Source organism: Neoakkermansia glycaniphila, from assembly GCF_001683795.1.
GTDB classification, from domain to species: Bacteria; Verrucomicrobiota; Verrucomicrobiia; order Verrucomicrobiales; family Akkermansiaceae; genus Akkermansia; species Akkermansia glycaniphila.
In genome coordinates this window covers 37,493-53,205 of the sequence record NZ_LIGX01000023.1, presented here as the reverse complement: position 1 = coordinate 53,205, position 15,713 = coordinate 37,493, and the positions used below count along the sequence as shown (strand labels likewise).

At 56.1% G+C, this 15,713-nt stretch carries 12 protein-coding genes and 1 tRNA gene; 11 read left to right on the top strand and 2 right to left on the bottom strand.

The window, feature by feature from the left end; translation table 11 throughout:
* Nucleotides 1-10 precede the first annotated feature (10 nt).
* Complete coding sequence (locus AC781_RS07195) at nucleotides 11-1,483, bottom strand: alpha-L-fucosidase (RefSeq protein ID WP_067775781.1); 1,473 nt, start codon at nucleotides 1,481-1,483, stop codon at nucleotides 11-13.
* 147 nt (nucleotides 1,484-1,630) lie between these two features.
* Here AC781_RS07195 and AC781_RS07190 point away from each other — a divergent pair, with 147 nt between their 5' ends.
* The 8 genes from AC781_RS07190 (at nucleotide 1,631) to AC781_RS07155 (ending at nucleotide 9,579) form a co-directional block, all read left to right on the top strand.
* On the top strand, nucleotides 1,631-2,797 hold the full coding sequence (locus AC781_RS07190; protein WP_067775778.1) for an iron-containing alcohol dehydrogenase: 1,167 nt from the start codon (nucleotides 1,631-1,633) through the stop codon (nucleotides 2,795-2,797).
* 28 nt (nucleotides 2,798-2,825) lie between these two features.
* Nucleotides 2,826-3,773: a PfkB family carbohydrate kinase gene (locus tag AC781_RS07185; protein WP_172801810.1), complete on the top strand. Its 948-nt coding sequence runs from the start codon at nucleotides 2,826-2,828 to the stop codon at nucleotides 3,771-3,773.
* 22 nt (nucleotides 3,774-3,795) lie between these two features.
* Entirely contained in the window at nucleotides 3,796-5,352 is a 1,557-nt protein-coding gene (locus AC781_RS07180) for a pyridoxal-phosphate dependent enzyme (RefSeq protein ID WP_067775772.1), read from the top strand.
* Nucleotides 5,346-5,894, top strand: a complete 549-nt coding sequence (locus tag AC781_RS07175; RefSeq protein WP_067775769.1) for a Maf family protein — start codon at nucleotides 5,346-5,348, stop codon at nucleotides 5,892-5,894. Before AC781_RS07180 ends, AC781_RS07175 begins: the two co-directional genes overlap by 7 nt.
* A gap of 468 nt (nucleotides 5,895-6,362) precedes the next feature.
* A complete protein-coding gene (locus AC781_RS07170; protein WP_067775765.1) occupies nucleotides 6,363-7,106 on the top strand; it encodes a hypothetical protein in 744 nt (247 codons plus the stop codon).
* A complete protein-coding gene (locus tag AC781_RS07165) occupies nucleotides 7,075-8,193 on the top strand; it encodes a phosphoadenosine phosphosulfate reductase domain-containing protein (protein ID WP_067775762.1) in 1,119 nt (372 codons plus the stop codon). Before AC781_RS07170 ends, AC781_RS07165 begins: the two co-directional genes overlap by 32 nt.
* Nucleotides 8,190-8,705 carry an IbrB-like domain-containing protein gene (locus AC781_RS07160; protein WP_067775759.1) on the top strand — a complete coding sequence of 172 codons (516 nt, stop codon included), beginning with the start codon at nucleotides 8,190-8,192 and terminating at the stop codon, nucleotides 8,703-8,705. The genes AC781_RS07165 and AC781_RS07160 overlap by 4 nt, the downstream gene beginning before the upstream one ends.
* Nucleotides 8,698-9,579: a helix-turn-helix domain-containing protein gene (locus tag AC781_RS07155; RefSeq protein ID WP_067775756.1), complete on the top strand. Its 882-nt coding sequence runs from the start codon at nucleotides 8,698-8,700 to the stop codon at nucleotides 9,577-9,579. The genes AC781_RS07160 and AC781_RS07155 overlap by 8 nt, the downstream gene beginning before the upstream one ends.
* Before the next feature lie 183 nt (nucleotides 9,580-9,762).
* Here AC781_RS07155 and AC781_RS07150 read toward each other — a convergent pair.
* Nucleotides 9,763-9,855: transfer RNA gene (locus AC781_RS07150), tRNA-Ser, on the bottom strand.
* 151 nt (nucleotides 9,856-10,006) lie between these two features.
* Between AC781_RS07150 and AC781_RS07145 the strand changes: the two genes are divergently transcribed.
* The 3 genes from AC781_RS07145 to AC781_RS07135 all read left to right on the top strand — a co-directional run bounded on the left by AC781_RS07145 (nucleotide 10,007) and on the right by AC781_RS07135 (nucleotide 15,600).
* Nucleotides 10,007-10,603 carry a hypothetical protein gene (locus tag AC781_RS07145; protein ID WP_141675809.1) on the top strand — a complete coding sequence of 199 codons (597 nt, stop codon included), beginning with the start codon at nucleotides 10,007-10,009 and terminating at the stop codon, nucleotides 10,601-10,603.
* Between the two features lie 301 nt (nucleotides 10,604-10,904).
* Complete coding sequence (locus tag AC781_RS07140) at nucleotides 10,905-12,281, top strand: efflux RND transporter periplasmic adaptor subunit (protein ID WP_083076721.1); 1,377 nt, start codon at nucleotides 10,905-10,907, stop codon at nucleotides 12,279-12,281.
* Nucleotides 12,282-12,345: 64 nt separating this feature from the next.
* Nucleotides 12,346-15,600, top strand: a complete 3,255-nt coding sequence (locus AC781_RS07135; protein ID WP_067775747.1) for an efflux RND transporter permease subunit — start codon at nucleotides 12,346-12,348, stop codon at nucleotides 15,598-15,600.
* The last annotated feature ends 113 nt before the right edge of the window (nucleotides 15,601-15,713 follow it).

The following is a 15,713-nucleotide window of genomic DNA, read 5'->3' as shown; positions in this document are numbered from 1 at the left end:
GCGGGCGGTGTCAGATTTCGCTGGTCAGTTTGACGACGGGGACGGTGAGTTTGTCCCATGCTTCGAGAGGGACGGTGATGATGGTGCTGTGGGCGACGTCTCCTGTTGCCGGGATGTGTTCGTTGACGGCTCCGATGCCGGGCTTGATGCCGGGCATGCCGAGGAGGTCGGCATTGGCTGCGCCGAGTTGCCGGGAGTCGAGGACAAGCCAGTATTTTCCGTTGAGCATGGCGGCCTGTTTTTTTGCGATGTCAAGCGGCGGGAGGAAGATGTAGATGCCGTCCGGGGAGGTGGTGGCATAACATCCTTCGGGGAGGGTGAGTCCCTGGACGGGTTTGGCGGCGTAGATGGCTTCACCGTTGGTTTTGAGCCAGGGGCCGACTCCACGCAGGGCGGCGGCTACTTTGGGGGGGATGGTGCCGTCCGCCATGGGGTTGACGTTGATGAGGAGGTTGCCGCCTTTGGCGGTGCATTCTACGAGTTTGCGGATGATGGTTTCGGTTGATTTGACGTTGGTGTCGAATCGGTTGTAGCCCCATTTGTCACTGACGGTCATGCAGGCTTCCCAATCCGTGCCGGGGTAGCCTTCCGCTGGGATGTGCTGTTCGGGGGTCATGAAGTCGCCGCAGCGGACGTCGAGTCCTCCGAGGGCTTTCGTTTTGTCGAGGCCCGAGTATGAGTAGAGGCGGTTGTTCATGATGATGCCGGGGTGGAGTTTGCGGCACATTTCGATGAGGGATGGGGCTTTCCATCCTTTTTCTCCTTCGGCATCGCCCTGTGAGTAGTCCCACCAGATAATGTCGATGGGGCCGTAGTTGCTCAAGAGTTCGCGGACCTGTGTGTGCAGGTATTTCTGATAGGCTGTGTGGTTGCGGGGGATGCCTTTGTTTTTGAGGAGGGCGATCTGGTTTTTCGGGTAGCAGAGGTCGGGGCAGATGGTGTTGTCGTAGTCCTGTTGGTGCCAGTCGATGACGGAGTGGTAGAAGCCGACTTTGAGTCCCTGCTTGCGGATGGCATCCACATATTCGCGGACGAGGTCGCGGCCTTTTTTGTCTTTGGCGTCGTAGTCCGTCGTGGCGGTGTCGAAGAGGGCGAAGCCGTCGTGGTGCTTGGTGGTCATGACGGTATATTGGCAGCCTGCGTCTTTGGCCAGCTGGGCCCATTCATCGGCGAATCCGGGTTTCGGCTGGAAGAGGGGGAGGGCTTCGGCGGCATATTCGTCGGTGTCCACTTCGACGTTTTTCTGGATCCATTCGGAGCCGCCCTGTTTGCCTTTCCAGACTCCGGCGAGGCCGGAGTATAGGCCGTAGTGGACGAACATGCCGAATTTGGCGTCGCGCCACCATTGCATGCGGGCGTCGCGTTGTTCCTGCGTTTCGTTGACGGCGGCATGGTTGTCGCTGGCGGGGAGGGGCAGAGCCGGAGCCTGGGCGCAGACGATGCTGCCGAGGCAGATGGTTTGAAGGATGCGGGTGAAGTTCATGGAACGAATGATGATTGGAGAGAGGATATGATTTTCAGGGTGGGAAGTCAATCGCGAGTTTCTGCTGGCAGTGGCCGGGTTTCTTTGTCCGCGTTCTGCCATGTTGGGATATTGACTTTTTCCCGATGAATGTTACAATGAGCCTGTATGTTATCCCAATTCTCGTTTTTTATGCCGGCAGGGCTGCATTTCGGCCCCGGTTCCCTGAATGTGCTGGGCAATCAGAATGTGAAGCTTCCCGGCTCCAAGGCCCTGATTGTGACGGGCGGTTCTTCGGTGAAGCGCCACGGTTATCTCGACCGCGTGCAGCAGCTGCTTCGCACCCGCGGGGTAGAGAGCGTGGTGTTCGATAAGGTGCAGCCCAATCCTATCGTGGAGCATGTGATGGAAGCTGCCGAAATGGCGCGGGAGAGCGGTTGCGATTTCGTGATCGGCCTCGGCGGCGGCAGCAGCATGGATTCCGCCAAGAGTATTGCCGTGATGTTGAATAATCCCGGCCATTACTGGGATTATGTGAGCGGCGGTTCCGGCAAGGGGCTGCCGATTCCCCATCCGGTGGCTCCGATCGTGTGTATTACGACGACGGCCGGTACGGGTACGGAAGCGGATCCGTGGACGGTGATTACGAAGTCCGATACGAATGAGAAGATCGGGTTCGGCTGCGATCAGACGTTCCCGAAGATGTCGATCGTCGATCCCGAGCTGATGCTGACGGTTCCTCCGCATTTGACGGCCTATCAGGGTTTCGATGCTTTGTTCCATGCGATGGAGGGGTATGTGGCGAATTGCGCGACGCCGATGAGCGATCTGTTCGCTCTGAAGTCGATCGAGTTGATTGCGAAGTGGCTTCCGGTCGCCGTGAACGACGGCAGCAATGTGGAAGCCCGCAGTGCGGTGGCTTTCGCCAATACGCTGTCCGGCATCGTGGAGACGGGTTCCTGCTGTACGTCCGAGCATTCTTTGGAGCACGCCTTGAGCGCCTACCATCCCGAGATGCCGCACGGTGCGGGGCTGATCATGCTGTGCGAGGCATACCATGCCGCCTATGCGCCGTCCTGCCCGGAACGCTATGCGGATATGGCCCGCCTGTTCGGCGAGGAAGGCAGCATCGAAGGTTTCCTGACGGGGCTTCGCAAGCTGCGTGAGGCTTGCCATGTGGCGGATCTGAAGCTTTCCGATTACGGTGTGGATGCCGCCGATCTGGCGAAGTACGCCCGCAATGCCCGGCATACGATGGGCGGCCTGTTCGGGTTCGATCGTGCGACGCTCGATGAGGATGCCTGCATCGAGATTCTGCGGAAGTCCTATTATTGATTCCGTTCACCTGCACGTTTGCCCGGCTGTGTCTGCATCCGTTCTCGTTCATGGTGTGACGGGTCTCGATACTCTGACGACTCCTCTCGGCAAGGCCGGGGGGAAGCTCGGAGGCTCGGCTCCGTATGCCGCTCTCGGTGCAAGGCTGTTCTGTACCCATGTGGATATGGTGAGTCTTGTCGGGGATGATTTTCCCGCCCGTTACGAGGAGGCTTTGCGGGAGCGCGGCATCAATCTGGAGGCGACGGTGCGGCTGCCCGGCGAGACGTTCGCCTGGGAGGCCGAGTACGAGGCCGATATGAATAACCGGACGACGCTTTCGACGAAGTTCGGGGTGCTGGCGGATTGGAAGCTGGAGCTGCCGGAGAGGCTGCGCCGCCACAAGGTGATTATCGCGACGAATGTGACGCCCGCGCACCAGCTTGATTTGATCGGGCAATGCGAGAACCGGGCGTTCGTGATGTCGGATTACATGGCTTCGTGGATTACTTCGGATCGTGCAGATGTGGAGAAGGTGATCGCCTTGTCCGATCTCGTGCTGATGAATGATGGCGAAGCCCGCCTGTTTGCCGGTACGAGCGAGCCGCTGGTGGCTGCCGAGTGTCTGCTGGACCATGGCACGCGCTATGTGGTGGTGAAGCACGGAGCCTACGGGGCGACGCTGATGCACCGGACGGCGGCGGGTGAGGAGAAGCTGTTCCGCTGCCCGGCGTGGCCGCTTAAACGCCCGGTCGATCCGACGGGGGCAGGCGATACGTTCATGGGGGCTTTGGGCGGGTATCTGGCGCAATCGCTGGCCGGAGGAGATCCGGACTGGGAGGAGCTGAAGCGCGGCATTGCGTATGCCTCGGTCGTGGCTGCCGCCGTGTGCGAATCATTCGGCCCCGATGCCCTGTTTGCCTTGACCCGGCAGGAGGTGGAGCGCCGGATGCTGCATTTTTCGGAGATGACGTGCTGGACATTGCTGGGAAAATAGTGTATAGCAGCCCTGCAAGCTTATGAGCGTCCTCAGTGAAAAACTCTTTCAGGAAATTCTATTGGCACGGCAGCGCGTGTACGAAGTCGGGAAACCGACTCCGTTGCAGAAACTGAATCTGCGGGATATTCCCGCCGCCGTGTACGCCAAGCGCGAGGATTTGGGGCCGATCAAGGCCTACAAGTGGAGAGGCGCTTACAATTGCATGGCTGCGCTGACGCCCGAACAGCGGGCCGGCGGCGTGGTGGCCGCATCGGCGGGCAATCATGCGCAGGGCGTGGCTCTGGCGGCACGGCATTTGAATTGCAAGGCGCGTATTTTCATGCCGCTTTCGACACCCGAGGTGAAGCAGCGCGAAGTGCGCCGCCATGGAGGGGATCATGTGGAGATCGTTCTGCACGGCGATTCGTACGATGCCGCTTCGGCGGCGGCGCATGCCTATGCGCGGCAGAATCATTTGACGTTCGTGCATCCCTACGACGATCTCGTGACGATGGGCGGGCAGGGAACTCTGGCCGACGAGGTGGTGATGAGCGGTGAAGGCCCCTTCGACCGCGTGTATGTGCAGATCGGCGGCGGCGGCATGGCTGCGGCGACGGCCTGCTGGATCAAGAAGTTCTGGCCGCAGGCGAAGGTTATCGGCGTGGAAGGCGTGGACCAGGCTTCGATGAAGCTGGCCATCGAAAAGGGTGAGCGGACAAGTCTTGAGTACGTGGATGTGTTTTGCGACGGTACGGCTGTCCGCACAGCCGGGGAGAATACCTTCCCGCTGTGCCGCGAGTTGATCGACGAGTTCGTGACGGTGACGAACGATGAAGTGTGCCATGCGATGCGTGCCATGTGGGATTCTTCGCGCGTCGTTCCGGAAGCCTCCGGTGCGATGGGGCTGGCAGCTTTCATGCAGCAGTGGCAGCATGGGGAGATCGGCGAGAAGGAGAAATGCCTCGTGATTATCTCCGGCGCGAATATGGATTTTTCCCAGATGGGGCTTGTGGCCCGCATGGCCGGTATCGACGGCTGCGAGACGCGCTATCTGCGCATTCCGATGGAAACGAAGCGCGGCCAAATTCTCAAATACCTCCGCAGTGTGCCGGAAGGCGCTACGATTGTGGATGTGCAGTATGGCCGTGTGGCAGGAGAGATTCAATATCCCGTGTTCGGCGTGGCCGGTACGCAATCCGATTTCGAGATTATCGAACAGCGGCTGGCCGAGAAGGGGTTGAAGGCTGAAGATGTGAGCAATGATGAAGATGTGCGGTTCCGCATGATTCATTACGATGCGGAGCGGTTGAGCCATCCCGTGTTCGTGCAGATCGAGTTTTCCGAGCGCCCCGGGGCGTTCCTTGATTTCATGGCGGCCATTGGCGATTTGGCGTCCTTGTGCTACTTCAATTATGTCTATTCGGGCGAGCGGGTCGGCCGCGCGTTGATGGGGATGGAGTTTGAAAGCCGGGAAGACCGCGATATCTGCCGTGCCCGGGCCGATAAGCTGGCGGGAACGGTTATTCAGGGCATTCACGAAGTATCTCCGGCGGCGCGCAAGCGTATTCTGGATACCATGTCGCCGTCGTCATGCTGATACTCGCCTCCCAGTCTCCCCGCCGCCGCGATCTCTTGATGCGGGAAGGAGTTGCGTTCGAAGTCGTTGTCCGGCCGACGGACGAGGTGTGCGATGCTTCGATGGCGCCGGAAGCCCTGTGTGCGCTGAATGCCTCCGCCAAGGCGGAAGCGGTGGCTGCCGAGTATCCGGATCATGTCGTCATCGGAGCGGATACGCTGGTGTTCATCGACGGTATGCCTTTGTGCAAGCCGGAGGATATGGATGATGCCCGCCGCATGCTGCGCACGCTTTCGGGACGCACGCATTGCGTCTGTACGGCGGTTGCCGTGTGTATGCCCGGAGGGGAACGCCGGGATTTCGCCGAGAAGAGTTATGTGACTTTTCTGGAGATGTCCGATGCGGATATCGATCGCTACCTGTCTACCGTGCATGTGCTCGACAAGGCGGGCGCCTATGCGATGCAGGAACACAGCGAGTTGATTGTCGCCAGCGTGGAAGGCGATGTGGACAATGTGATCGGCCTCCCCGTGACCCGGCTGCTGGAGGTGCTGGGGCAGTGAATCTTCTGCGGTAGCCAGGGGTAAATTTTTTTGTTTGGCCTGCCGAAAGATTTTGTTCGGTTGCGTGCCGAATTTCATCGGTCATGGCATCCGTTTTTTGGGATTGCCCCTGTCTGCGTAGCTTGACTGTGTCATACGATTGCAGGCTGTTTGCTGTGGAGGTTTTTGGAGCATTCGATTCCTCGCACCTTGCTGATTTCTATACGGGAAGAGATATGATGAGTCCTTTTTGAAATATCCGGATCATAGCGGAATATCATTGGAATCAATGCAATCATCTGGCATTTCGTTTATCAGAAGATGAAAAAACGGATAGACAATTTATGAAAATATGATAGATTTTCTGCTCCGAATGAAAATTCGGATGTAAAATCGAGTATCTGTAAGCCCTGACCGTTTCCGCGTTCATGAAGGAAAACGGGATGTTGGCAGGGCTGTAGCCAGACGGGAAATTGCCATAGAACGACGATGAAGAAGATCTATCTCGGAACCTGTGATGCCAGCCATGAAATATCGCAAAGTATCGCTTCGTTCGGCGTCGAGCGTGTGTTCGTCGTCGGGGATGATATCGTGATCGATACCGCTGTGCCCGTTGAAAGAATTACCTACGCACAGTCCATCGAATACAGGTATTATTATTCGTGGCTGCAAAGCATCGGGCCGACCTCTCTTCTCGTTTGGAATAATGCCATGAGGACTGTGAACCGTTATGATCTGCATTACAACTGCATCCGCAAATACATGCAGCAGGCCGGGCACCGGCTCATTTTCGAACGGCTTCCGATCCGGAAGAGCAGGGAGGATTTTATGATTCTGTGGGATATGATGCAGAACAATCCCTATCTGAGAGAGCCGTATGATGAAGTGTCGTTTTCCGGCATCGAGATCGCCATGCGCGATGTTTCCGTCAGTGTCGAGGAGGTCCCTGTCGAATTGACAGACGAAGAATTGGACCAGTACGCCGCCGAGAAGGAGCGGATTATTGCCGGAGTGAAGAAGGATACGAACGTTGTTCCCCGCCGCCTGCTGAAGTTCTGCGAAGCTCTGGCAGCCCGGCATGCGGACGGGAAGTTCGATTCGAAGCGGATCATCAAGCCCTCCATGCGAGTTACCGTCACGCAGACGGGAGTCGATGCCTACTACATGGGGGAAATAGCATCCTATATTCAGGAGTTGAAGCATGTCCTCGAAAAAATACCATCTGAACACTAATGTGCTTGATGCGGCTATACGGCGCATCGAATACATTTTCGACGAGTTCGAAAATATCGTCGTCAGCATTTCCGGAGGGAAGGATTCGACCGTTCTTTGCCATCTCGCTCTGGAAGAGGCAAAACGGCGCAGCAGGAAAGTCGGCCTGTTCTACCTTGATGAGGAAGTCGTCTATACTTCTACCGTCGAGCAGGTCGAGTATCTGATGAATCTTGCGCCGGAGCATGCCGTGCGGTACTGGCTGCAGATCGAGTTCAATCTGACGAATGCCGTGGATTTGAGGCATGGGCAGTTTCATTGCTGGGATCCGCAGCAGCGACCGAACTGGATGCACAAGCGCAGTTCGAAAAACGTGCTGACCCGCACATGGACGCACGATACCACGATTATCGACAAGAACAAGGGATTCGGGTTCTATGATGTGTTGTCGAATTTCGAGCTCGGTTTCGAGAATACGGCTTTTCTCGTCGGTCTCCGCGCCGATGAGAGTCTGGACCGGTACCGGACGATGGTGAGGTTTCCCGGTTATAAGGATGTCATGTGGTCCACAGACAAGAAGCGCGGCAATTACGTTTTTTATCCGCTGTACGATTGGGCGTTCAGCGATGTCTGGAAATATATCGGGGAGCAGGAGCTTCGCTACCACCGCTATTATGATTTCTGTTTTCTGAAAGGCATGTCTCCCCATGGAATGCGGGTTTCGTCCCTGCTGCATGAGAAGAGTTTTAAGGCGGTGCAGGATTTGCCAAGTTTCGAGTTCAAGACCTACGAACGCCTTTTGAAACGGACGAAGGGAATTTCCTTCGCGCAGGAGACGGCAACAGACCGGAAGATGTTTCGGTGCCAGACTCTCCCGAAGAATTTTTCCACATGGCGGGCCTACCGCGATTTTCTGCTGGCAACCTATCCGGCGCCGGAACGAAAGGCGATTTTCAAAAGGCGGTTTTCCAAGCATCTGGACAATGAATACGTCGCCCGGCAGCAGTGCCGCCAGCTCGTGCTGAACGACTATGAAAACAATCTTCCCGTGAAGAATACGGAAGACCCCAAGACCGCACGCCTGAACCACTGGAAGGAAATCTTATGAATATCGCCATTCCCTGCCTGAATACGATCCTTGTCGATCGCGATATGATTCAGGCGAACAACTACAACCCGAACAGCGTTCCCCGCGACAAGATGGAGCTTTTGAAGCAATCCATCATCGATAACGGGTTCTGTTTCCCAATTGTCGTCAGTTGGAGCGAAGAGGACGAAAAGTATATCATTATCGACGGATTCCACCGTTTTACCATTTGCCAGCCGAACTGGCTGGATATCCGGCAGGTGCCCGTCGTCGTCCTGCAGCACGATCTCGCCCGGCGCATGGCGGCCACCATCCAGTTCAACAAGGCACGCGGCGTGCATGCCGTGGATAAGGATGCCGATGTGGTGAGAGCATTGCTGGAGCAGGGGCAAACGGATCTCGAAATCGCGCATTCCCTCGGATTGGATATCGATACCGTAATGCGTTACAAGCAGATGACGGGCATTCTCGACCTGTTCAAATATGTGGAGTATTCGGCAAGTTGGACTATAGAGCAGGACGATCATGAATGAGAAGTGGAAATACGACGGTTCCATCGACAAGTACCCGATCAAGGATGGGGAAGTGTGGGAGCAGAACGGCAATCTGCTGGCGGTGAACAATATTTTCGACGGCCTTCCCGAATGGATGAAGGAGGCAGACCTCGTCTTCGTCGATCCTCCGTGGAATTTGCGGAATGCGAACAGTTTCATCACAAAAGCCGGAAGAAACGATTATCTCGACGATTTCCGCGCATTCTACAAGAAGGTATTCGAACTTCTCGCGGAGATCGCTCCGCAAACGGCCTATATCGAAATCGGCAAGGAATATCTGGCCGATTTCATTACGGAGATGAGGAAGCTGTATAAGTATGTGACCTGCTACAATTCGACGTATTATTACAAAAAGGAGAATATCTGCTACATCATCCGAGGGAGCAATAGAGCGAAGCAACCGAAGCTCGATTACATGGATGAAGAGGAAATCATTGCATGGATATGCGAGAACGAGTCTTTCGAGTGCATCGGTGATTTTGTGATGGGGCGTGGCCTGGTCGGGTACCATGCCCACAGGAACCGCAAGAGGTTCGTAGGCTGTGAGCTTAATCCGGCCCGTCTGGCCGTTCTCATCAACAGGATCGGAGGTGATTGGAATGTCACCCCGGCGGAACGGGCGGCGCCTCTGATCAAGCGCCTGCTCGGGTACCGCGGCAAGGTGCTCGATCCGCAGGAGATCATCCGGAGACGGTTGCTGGAGCATGTCGAGACCGGCATGAAGAAGGTGGATGCCGTCGAAAAACTGGCCGCGCATTTCGGTGTGACGCGTATCACCATTTACCGCTGGATGTCCGGATCATGCGATTTTCCGGCGAAGTACTCCATGGTCGATAAACTTGCAACCCTTTGAGGCATTGGCAGAGGCCGTCTGGCTGCCAGCTGTTGAAAGTGCCCGTCTGCGCCGGGCGTTCTTTGCCGGGAGGAATCTGTATCGCATGATGATCCGTTCGGAGGCATCGGTCGGCACATTGTTGTATTGCCGGATACAAAAAAGCACCGTTTGGCAAACGGTGCAATCAGTGCATATAAAAGGTGGCGGAGTGGGAGGGATTCGAACCCTCGGTACAGTTTAAAGCCGTACGTTCCTTTAGCAAAGGAGTGCTTTCAGCCGCTCAGCCACCACTCCGTGGGGTGCGTGCGGGCGTATATTGCATGATTTTCCTGTTGCTGTCAACCAGGAAATTGACTGCCCCCGTTTTTTTTGTTGCCATGCGGCGTTTTCCGGTTAACGCAGCCTTCCGTTGACAATCCGGGGGAGGTTTTGGTATAACTGGCATGTGAAGAAATGCTGCCTTCTCGTGTGTGCCGGAATGGCCGCTTCCTGTTCGCAGGTGGGGACTCCTTCGGCTTCGATGCGGACGAAGGATGTTCCGCCTCCTCCCATGTATGTGGGTACGGTCGATATGGTGTACCCGGATAAGCATTTTGCCCTGATTCGTGTGATTTCTCCCATGCCGGATCCGGGAACGACGCTGATTTCGCATGCGCCGGAAGGGTTCAAGGTGCGTGCAGGCAATTTGGTGGTGTCCGAGGAGAGGCTGGATCCATTGCGTATTCCGGCCGATATCAGGAGCGGTACGGTGATGGTAGGCGATTATGTGTATGCCTACCGGCCGCTTTCCGAACCGAAGATCGAGGAACCGAAGGCTCCCGCCGCGTCCGGGGCTGCAACGGAGGGCGATCCCGGTGCAGAAGCTGCTCCGATTTCTACGCCGGAGGCTGTGACGCCTGCCGTGCGTACGGATGTGCCCGCCTGGCAGTCCGAGACGGAGGGCGGAGCGGGCGGTTCCATTCCGTCGGACAGCGTGCCTGCTCCGGATGTGATTCCCGATTCGGAGGGAACGGAGATGCTGCCTGTTGTGTCCGGCCGTTGAAGGTGAGGCTCCTTCCCGGTATTTTTGCCGCAAGTATTGTTTTTTGGTGTAATGTGTGCCGGAGCTGTGGTGAAGATGATTGGTTATCGTTGTTTTGACTGTTTATCTATTTAATTTTTATCATTTTTTAACTATTTTTATCGATTTATTTTAAGTTTGTTATCAAGTAATTTATTGCATGTTGCATGACGTGCTGACGTGGAATTAGGGCTTGACCTGTTTTCGTGAAAAGGTGAAAATAACGCGCCTTCCCGTATTGTTGTTCAACCGTGCGAGAAGTTCCTGATTTCATTTTCCCATTATGACGACTCATCGCTTATTTTCCCTTATTGCCCTCGGTATGACGGTTGCCGTTTCCGGTTCTCTGCTGTCTTCCTGCAAGGATCAGGCTTCCGCCAAGCAGCACGGCGAGATGCCGGCCGCCCCGGTGCAGGTAACTCCGATCATTCACGAGAACGTCAATGTGTCCGAGGAATGGTACGGGTATCTCCGTGGTGTGGAAGATGCCGCCGTGAAGCCGCAGGTGACGGGGGTGCTGGTGGAGAAGAGCTATAAGGACGGTTCCCTCGTGGAGAAGGGTGCGCCTTTGTTCGAGATCGACAAGTCTCTTTTCCAGGCGACTCTCGATCAAGCCAAGGCAACGCTGGCTCAGGCCAAGGCCGCCAAAGCGCAGGCTCTGGCCGCCCAAGGCAAGAACAAGCAGGATGTGGAACGTTACGCCAAGCTGGTTGCGAGCGGTTCCGTGTCCGAGAAGAATTTGACGGACGCCCAGCAGGCGTTGAAGGAGAGCGAAGCGCAGGTATTGCAGGCCGAAGCCCAGATCCAGATGGCAGAAGCCCAGATCGAAACCGCCCGCATCAATCTCGAGTATGCGACGATCAAGGCTCCGATTTCCGGGATTGCCGGTGTGGCGGCTCCTTCCGTGGGGGATTTGCTGTCTCCTGCCAATCAAAATCCTTTGGTGACGGTGTCGTCGATCAATCCGATCCGTGTCGATTTCGCCGTGAGTGACAAGACGGTGCTTGAGACGCTGGGCAAGTTCAAGAAGGGTGAGCGCAATCTGGATCTGATTCCCAAATTCCAGCTGATTCTTCCCGACGGCAGGACGTACGGAGAGGATGGACATGTGGTGGCTCTCGACCGCGCAGTCGATATGGGCACGGGGCAGATCAGCGTGGTCGGCCAGGTGCCGAATCCCGATTTCGTACTGCGTCCCGGCATGTCCGTGCGCGTACGTGCCGTGACGGAGACGATCGAAAATGCAGCCCTTGTGCCTGAGCGCGCCATTGTGAGCGTGCAAAGCGCCAATTTCGTGATCGTACTCGGGAAGGATAACGTACCTTCGATGGTTCCGGTCAAACTTGGTCCCGTGACGGATGTGAAAGTGAAGGAAGAAAACGGCAAGGAACGCGTGCAGCCGATGCAGGTGATTACGCTCCTTCTGCCTCCGGACAAGATGCTTCCCGCCGGTACTCAGGTTGTCGTGCAGGGATCGACGGCGGCCATGCAGGCTGCCGGAATGCATAAGCCCGTCCGGCCTGAACCGTTCGTGTATTCACCACCTCAGCCGACGATCGAGTCGAAGAGTTCGAAGGTGTCGGAAACGGCCGACGGAGCCGCCAAGGATGCTGCGATGCATGCTCCGGCTGCCGGTGAGAAATCAGCTCCTTCCAAATAAGCTGCCATCAATCGACTGAGGGCGACCTTCCGGTTTGTCGTCCGCATGTTTAACTTGTTTTCTTATGTCTTCCTATTTCATCAAGCATCCGCTTATCGCGATGGTGATCGCGATCGTTACATCTCTGCTGGGCGTGATTTCGTTGCTCCGGTTGCCGATTTCCGAGTATCCGGATATTGCGCCTCCCACGATTACTCTGTCGGCGACCTATCCCGGCGCCGATGCCCAGACGGTGGCCGACTCGGTGGCAACGCCGATTGAGTCCCAGCTTTCCGGTCTGACGGGCATGGATTACATGACGTCCGTGAACTCAAGTAACGGTACATGCTCCATGAACGTGGTGTTCGAGACGGGCACGAATCCGGACATGGATCAGGTGCAGACGTACATGCGCTATGCGCAGGCGACGACGCAGCTGCCCACGGAAGTGGCTCAGATGGGCATTACGATCAAGAAGTCCACCGGGGTGCCTTTGCTGCTGTATTCGCTGACGTCTCCCGACAATACGTTCGATGCAGTGTATCTGGCGAATTATGCGTATGTGTCGCTGGTGGATCCGGTGAAGCGCGTACCCGGTGTGGGCGACGTGCAGGTGTTCGGCGCCGGACGTTACGCGATGCGTATCTGGCTGGATACGGTGACGATGGCGCAACGAGGAATTTCGGTTTCCGACGTGCAGAATGCCATCCGTACGCAGAATACGGTGAATCCCGGTGGTCAGATCGGCTCTGAACCGGCTCCTGCAGGGCAGGAATTTACCTATACGGTGCGTACGAAAGGGCGCCTGAAGACGGAGACGGAGTTCGAGAATATCATTATCAAGGCGGACGGAACGAAGTTCGTTTACCTGAAGGATATCGCCAAGATAGAACTCGGCGCACAGACGTACGCCTTGATGGGACGTTATAATGCCGAGCCAGCCGGTGTGATTGCCGTGTATCAGGCTCCCGGTTCCAACGCTATTGAGACGGTGGACGCGGTAAAGGATTGTCTGGCGAAGTATGAGAAGAGTTTCCCTCCCGGTTTGCAAGGTCTTGTGGCTCTTGATACGACCCTTTCGGTTCGTTCCTCGATCGAAGAAATTCAGAAGACGCTGATCGAAGCTCTTGTGTTGGTGGTGATCGTGGTGTTTGTTTTCCTGCAGGGCTGGCGCGCGACGCTGATTCCGGCGATTGCCGTGCCGGTGTCCATCGTGACGACGTTCTGTTTCTTCCCGATGCTCGGATTCACGCTGAATACGGTGTGTTTGATGGGTATGGTGCTGGCGATCGGCCTTGTGGTGGACGATGCCATCGTGGTGGTGGAAGCCGTAGAATCCCATATGGAGCGCGGCATGACGCCGCGCCAGGCTTCGTTTGCCGCCATGAAGGAAGTGTCCGGTCCCGTGGTGGCTATTGCGCTCGTGCTGGCTGCCGTGTTCCTGCCATCTCTTTTGTTGCCGGGTATTACGGGGACTCTGTTCCAGCAGTTCGCGGTGACGATCGCCATTTCGATGCTGATTTCGGCATTCAATGCCTTGACACTATCGCCTGCCTTGAGTGCGATTCTGCTTCGCCCGAAATCGCTGGAAGGCCATTCGCCGCTCCGCAAGTTCTATCGCTGGTTCAACAAGGGGTATGATGCGACGGCGCACGGTTATGCCCGTACGTGCGGTTTCCTGTCACGTAAGCTGCTGATCAGTATTCCGCTTCTGGCCTTGATCTCGCTTCTGATCATTCCTGTGGCCAAGCAGGTGCCCGGCGGTTTCCTGCCGACGGAAGATAAGGGCTTTTTGATGATCGGCATGACGCTGCCTTCGTCCGCTTCCATGCAGCGTACGCTGGAACAGGTGAAAGAGGTCGAAAAGATTGTCCAAAGCAACGAAAATGTGAAGGCTGTATGTTCGGTGATCGGGATCAACGTGATGGCGAATATCCAGACATCGAACAGCGGTTTCTTCTTTGTGACATTGAAGGACTGGGATGAACGTCCCAATCGGGATCAGGGTGCGGTCGCGCTGAAAGAGCTTTTCGAGAAGCAATTGAATAATTCCAAACGGGGGATCGATGCCATTGTGTTCGTGTCAACTCCGCCTGCGATTGACGGGGTGGGTACATCCAGTGGCATTACCTTCATTCTGGAAGACAGAGAAGGGCGCGGTGTGCCTTATTTGAGCCAGCAACTGAACAAGTTTGTCGCCGAGGTTCAAAAGCTTCCCGCCGTGGCTAATGTGAATAGCCCTCTTCAGATGATGAATGCCGTGCCGCAGAAGCGGTTCGTGCTGGATGAGAAGAAGTGTTTTGCCCAAGGGGTGAAGCTGGAGGATGCCTACAAGCTTTTGCAGGCCTACTACGGTTCGCTTTTCATCAATTATGTGACGTTGTACGGTCAACAGTGGCAGGTGTATATTCAGGGCGCCGGTGAAAACCGTACCAATGTGGATATGCTGAAGAATTTCTACGTTCGCAATGCGAAGGGAGAGAACTTCCCTCTGTCTGCCTTGGTGCGGGTTGAAGATATTTTCGATGCCGAGTTCGTGATGCATCAAAATCTGTACAATGCGGCGCAGCTCAATATCGAGGTGAAGTCCGGTTTCTCATCGTCAGAGACGATGAAGGAGCTGGAAAGGGTGTTTGCCGAGACAATGTCGCCCGATATGGGCTATGAATACAGCCAGATGAGCTATCAGGAAGAAAAGGCGCAGAAGGGGCTTGGCCTCGGTGCTATCTTTGCCATGTCCGGCCTGTTTGCCTTCCTGATTCTGGCTGCCCTGTATGAAAAATGGGCCTTGCCGCTGAGCGTGTTCCTTACGGTGCCGATCGCGGTGCTGGGTGCGTTTGTCGGCTTGGCTGCTGCACATGTGGAACTGAATCTGTATGCCCAGATCGGTCTGGTGATGCTGATCGGACTTGCGGCGAAGAACGCGATTCTGATTGTCGAGTTCGCCGTGCTGGAAATGGAGCGAGGCAAGCCTCTGTTCGAAGCGACGCTTTCCGCGGCCAAGCTGCGCTTGCGCCCGATTCTGATGACGTCCTTCGCCTTCATTCTCGGTTGTTTGCCGCTGGTGCTGGCGACGGGGCCGGGCGCATCGGCCCGTTTCGCCATCGGTATCGTGGTGGTTGTCGGCATGCTGTTCTCGACGATTGTCGGCTGTTTCCTGATTCCCTGCAGCTTTGTCTTTGTCGTGAGGCTGTTCCGCGTGAAGATCAAGAAGCACCACGTGGGCCCCGACCCCGATGAAGAATATGCCTACAAGGTGCTGGCTGCGGAAGACGCTGGCCTTCCCGAACCTCCGGCAAGTGAAGCGGTTCCCGCCGAACCGGGCAATGCAGAAAAATAACATCTTTTCCTCTCAACCATGGATTGATAAGAATAGGGACATTGATTGCCCGCCTGACGGTAGATGATAGTCCGGGCGGGCAGGAGGTGTCCTGTTCATCCAGACAAATGATC

Excerpts from the sequence above, each read along its gene's own strand:
- AC781_RS07195 (WP_067775781.1), bottom strand. The coding sequence starts at position 1,483 with ATGAACTTCACCCGCATCCTTCAAACCATCTGCCTCGGCAGCATCGTC.
- AC781_RS07190 (WP_067775778.1), top strand. The coding sequence starts at position 1,631 with ATGTTATCCCAATTCTCGTTTTTTATGCCGGCAGGGCTGCATTTCGGC.
- AC781_RS07180 (WP_067775772.1), top strand. The coding sequence starts at position 3,796 with ATGAGCGTCCTCAGTGAAAAACTCTTTCAGGAAATTCTATTGGCACGG.
- AC781_RS07175 (WP_067775769.1), top strand. The coding sequence starts at position 5,346 with ATGCTGATACTCGCCTCCCAGTCTCCCCGCCGCCGCGATCTCTTGATG.
- AC781_RS07170 (WP_067775765.1), top strand. The coding sequence starts at position 6,363 with ATGAAGAAGATCTATCTCGGAACCTGTGATGCCAGCCATGAAATATCG.
- AC781_RS07165 (WP_067775762.1), top strand. The coding sequence starts at position 7,075 with ATGTCCTCGAAAAAATACCATCTGAACACTAATGTGCTTGATGCGGCT.
- AC781_RS07160 (WP_067775759.1), top strand. The coding sequence starts at position 8,190 with ATGAATATCGCCATTCCCTGCCTGAATACGATCCTTGTCGATCGCGAT.
- AC781_RS07155 (WP_067775756.1), top strand. The coding sequence starts at position 8,698 with ATGAATGAGAAGTGGAAATACGACGGTTCCATCGACAAGTACCCGATC.
- AC781_RS07140 (WP_083076721.1), top strand. The coding sequence starts at position 10,905 with ATGACGACTCATCGCTTATTTTCCCTTATTGCCCTCGGTATGACGGTT.
- AC781_RS07135 (WP_067775747.1), top strand. The coding sequence starts at position 12,346 with ATGTCTTCCTATTTCATCAAGCATCCGCTTATCGCGATGGTGATCGCG.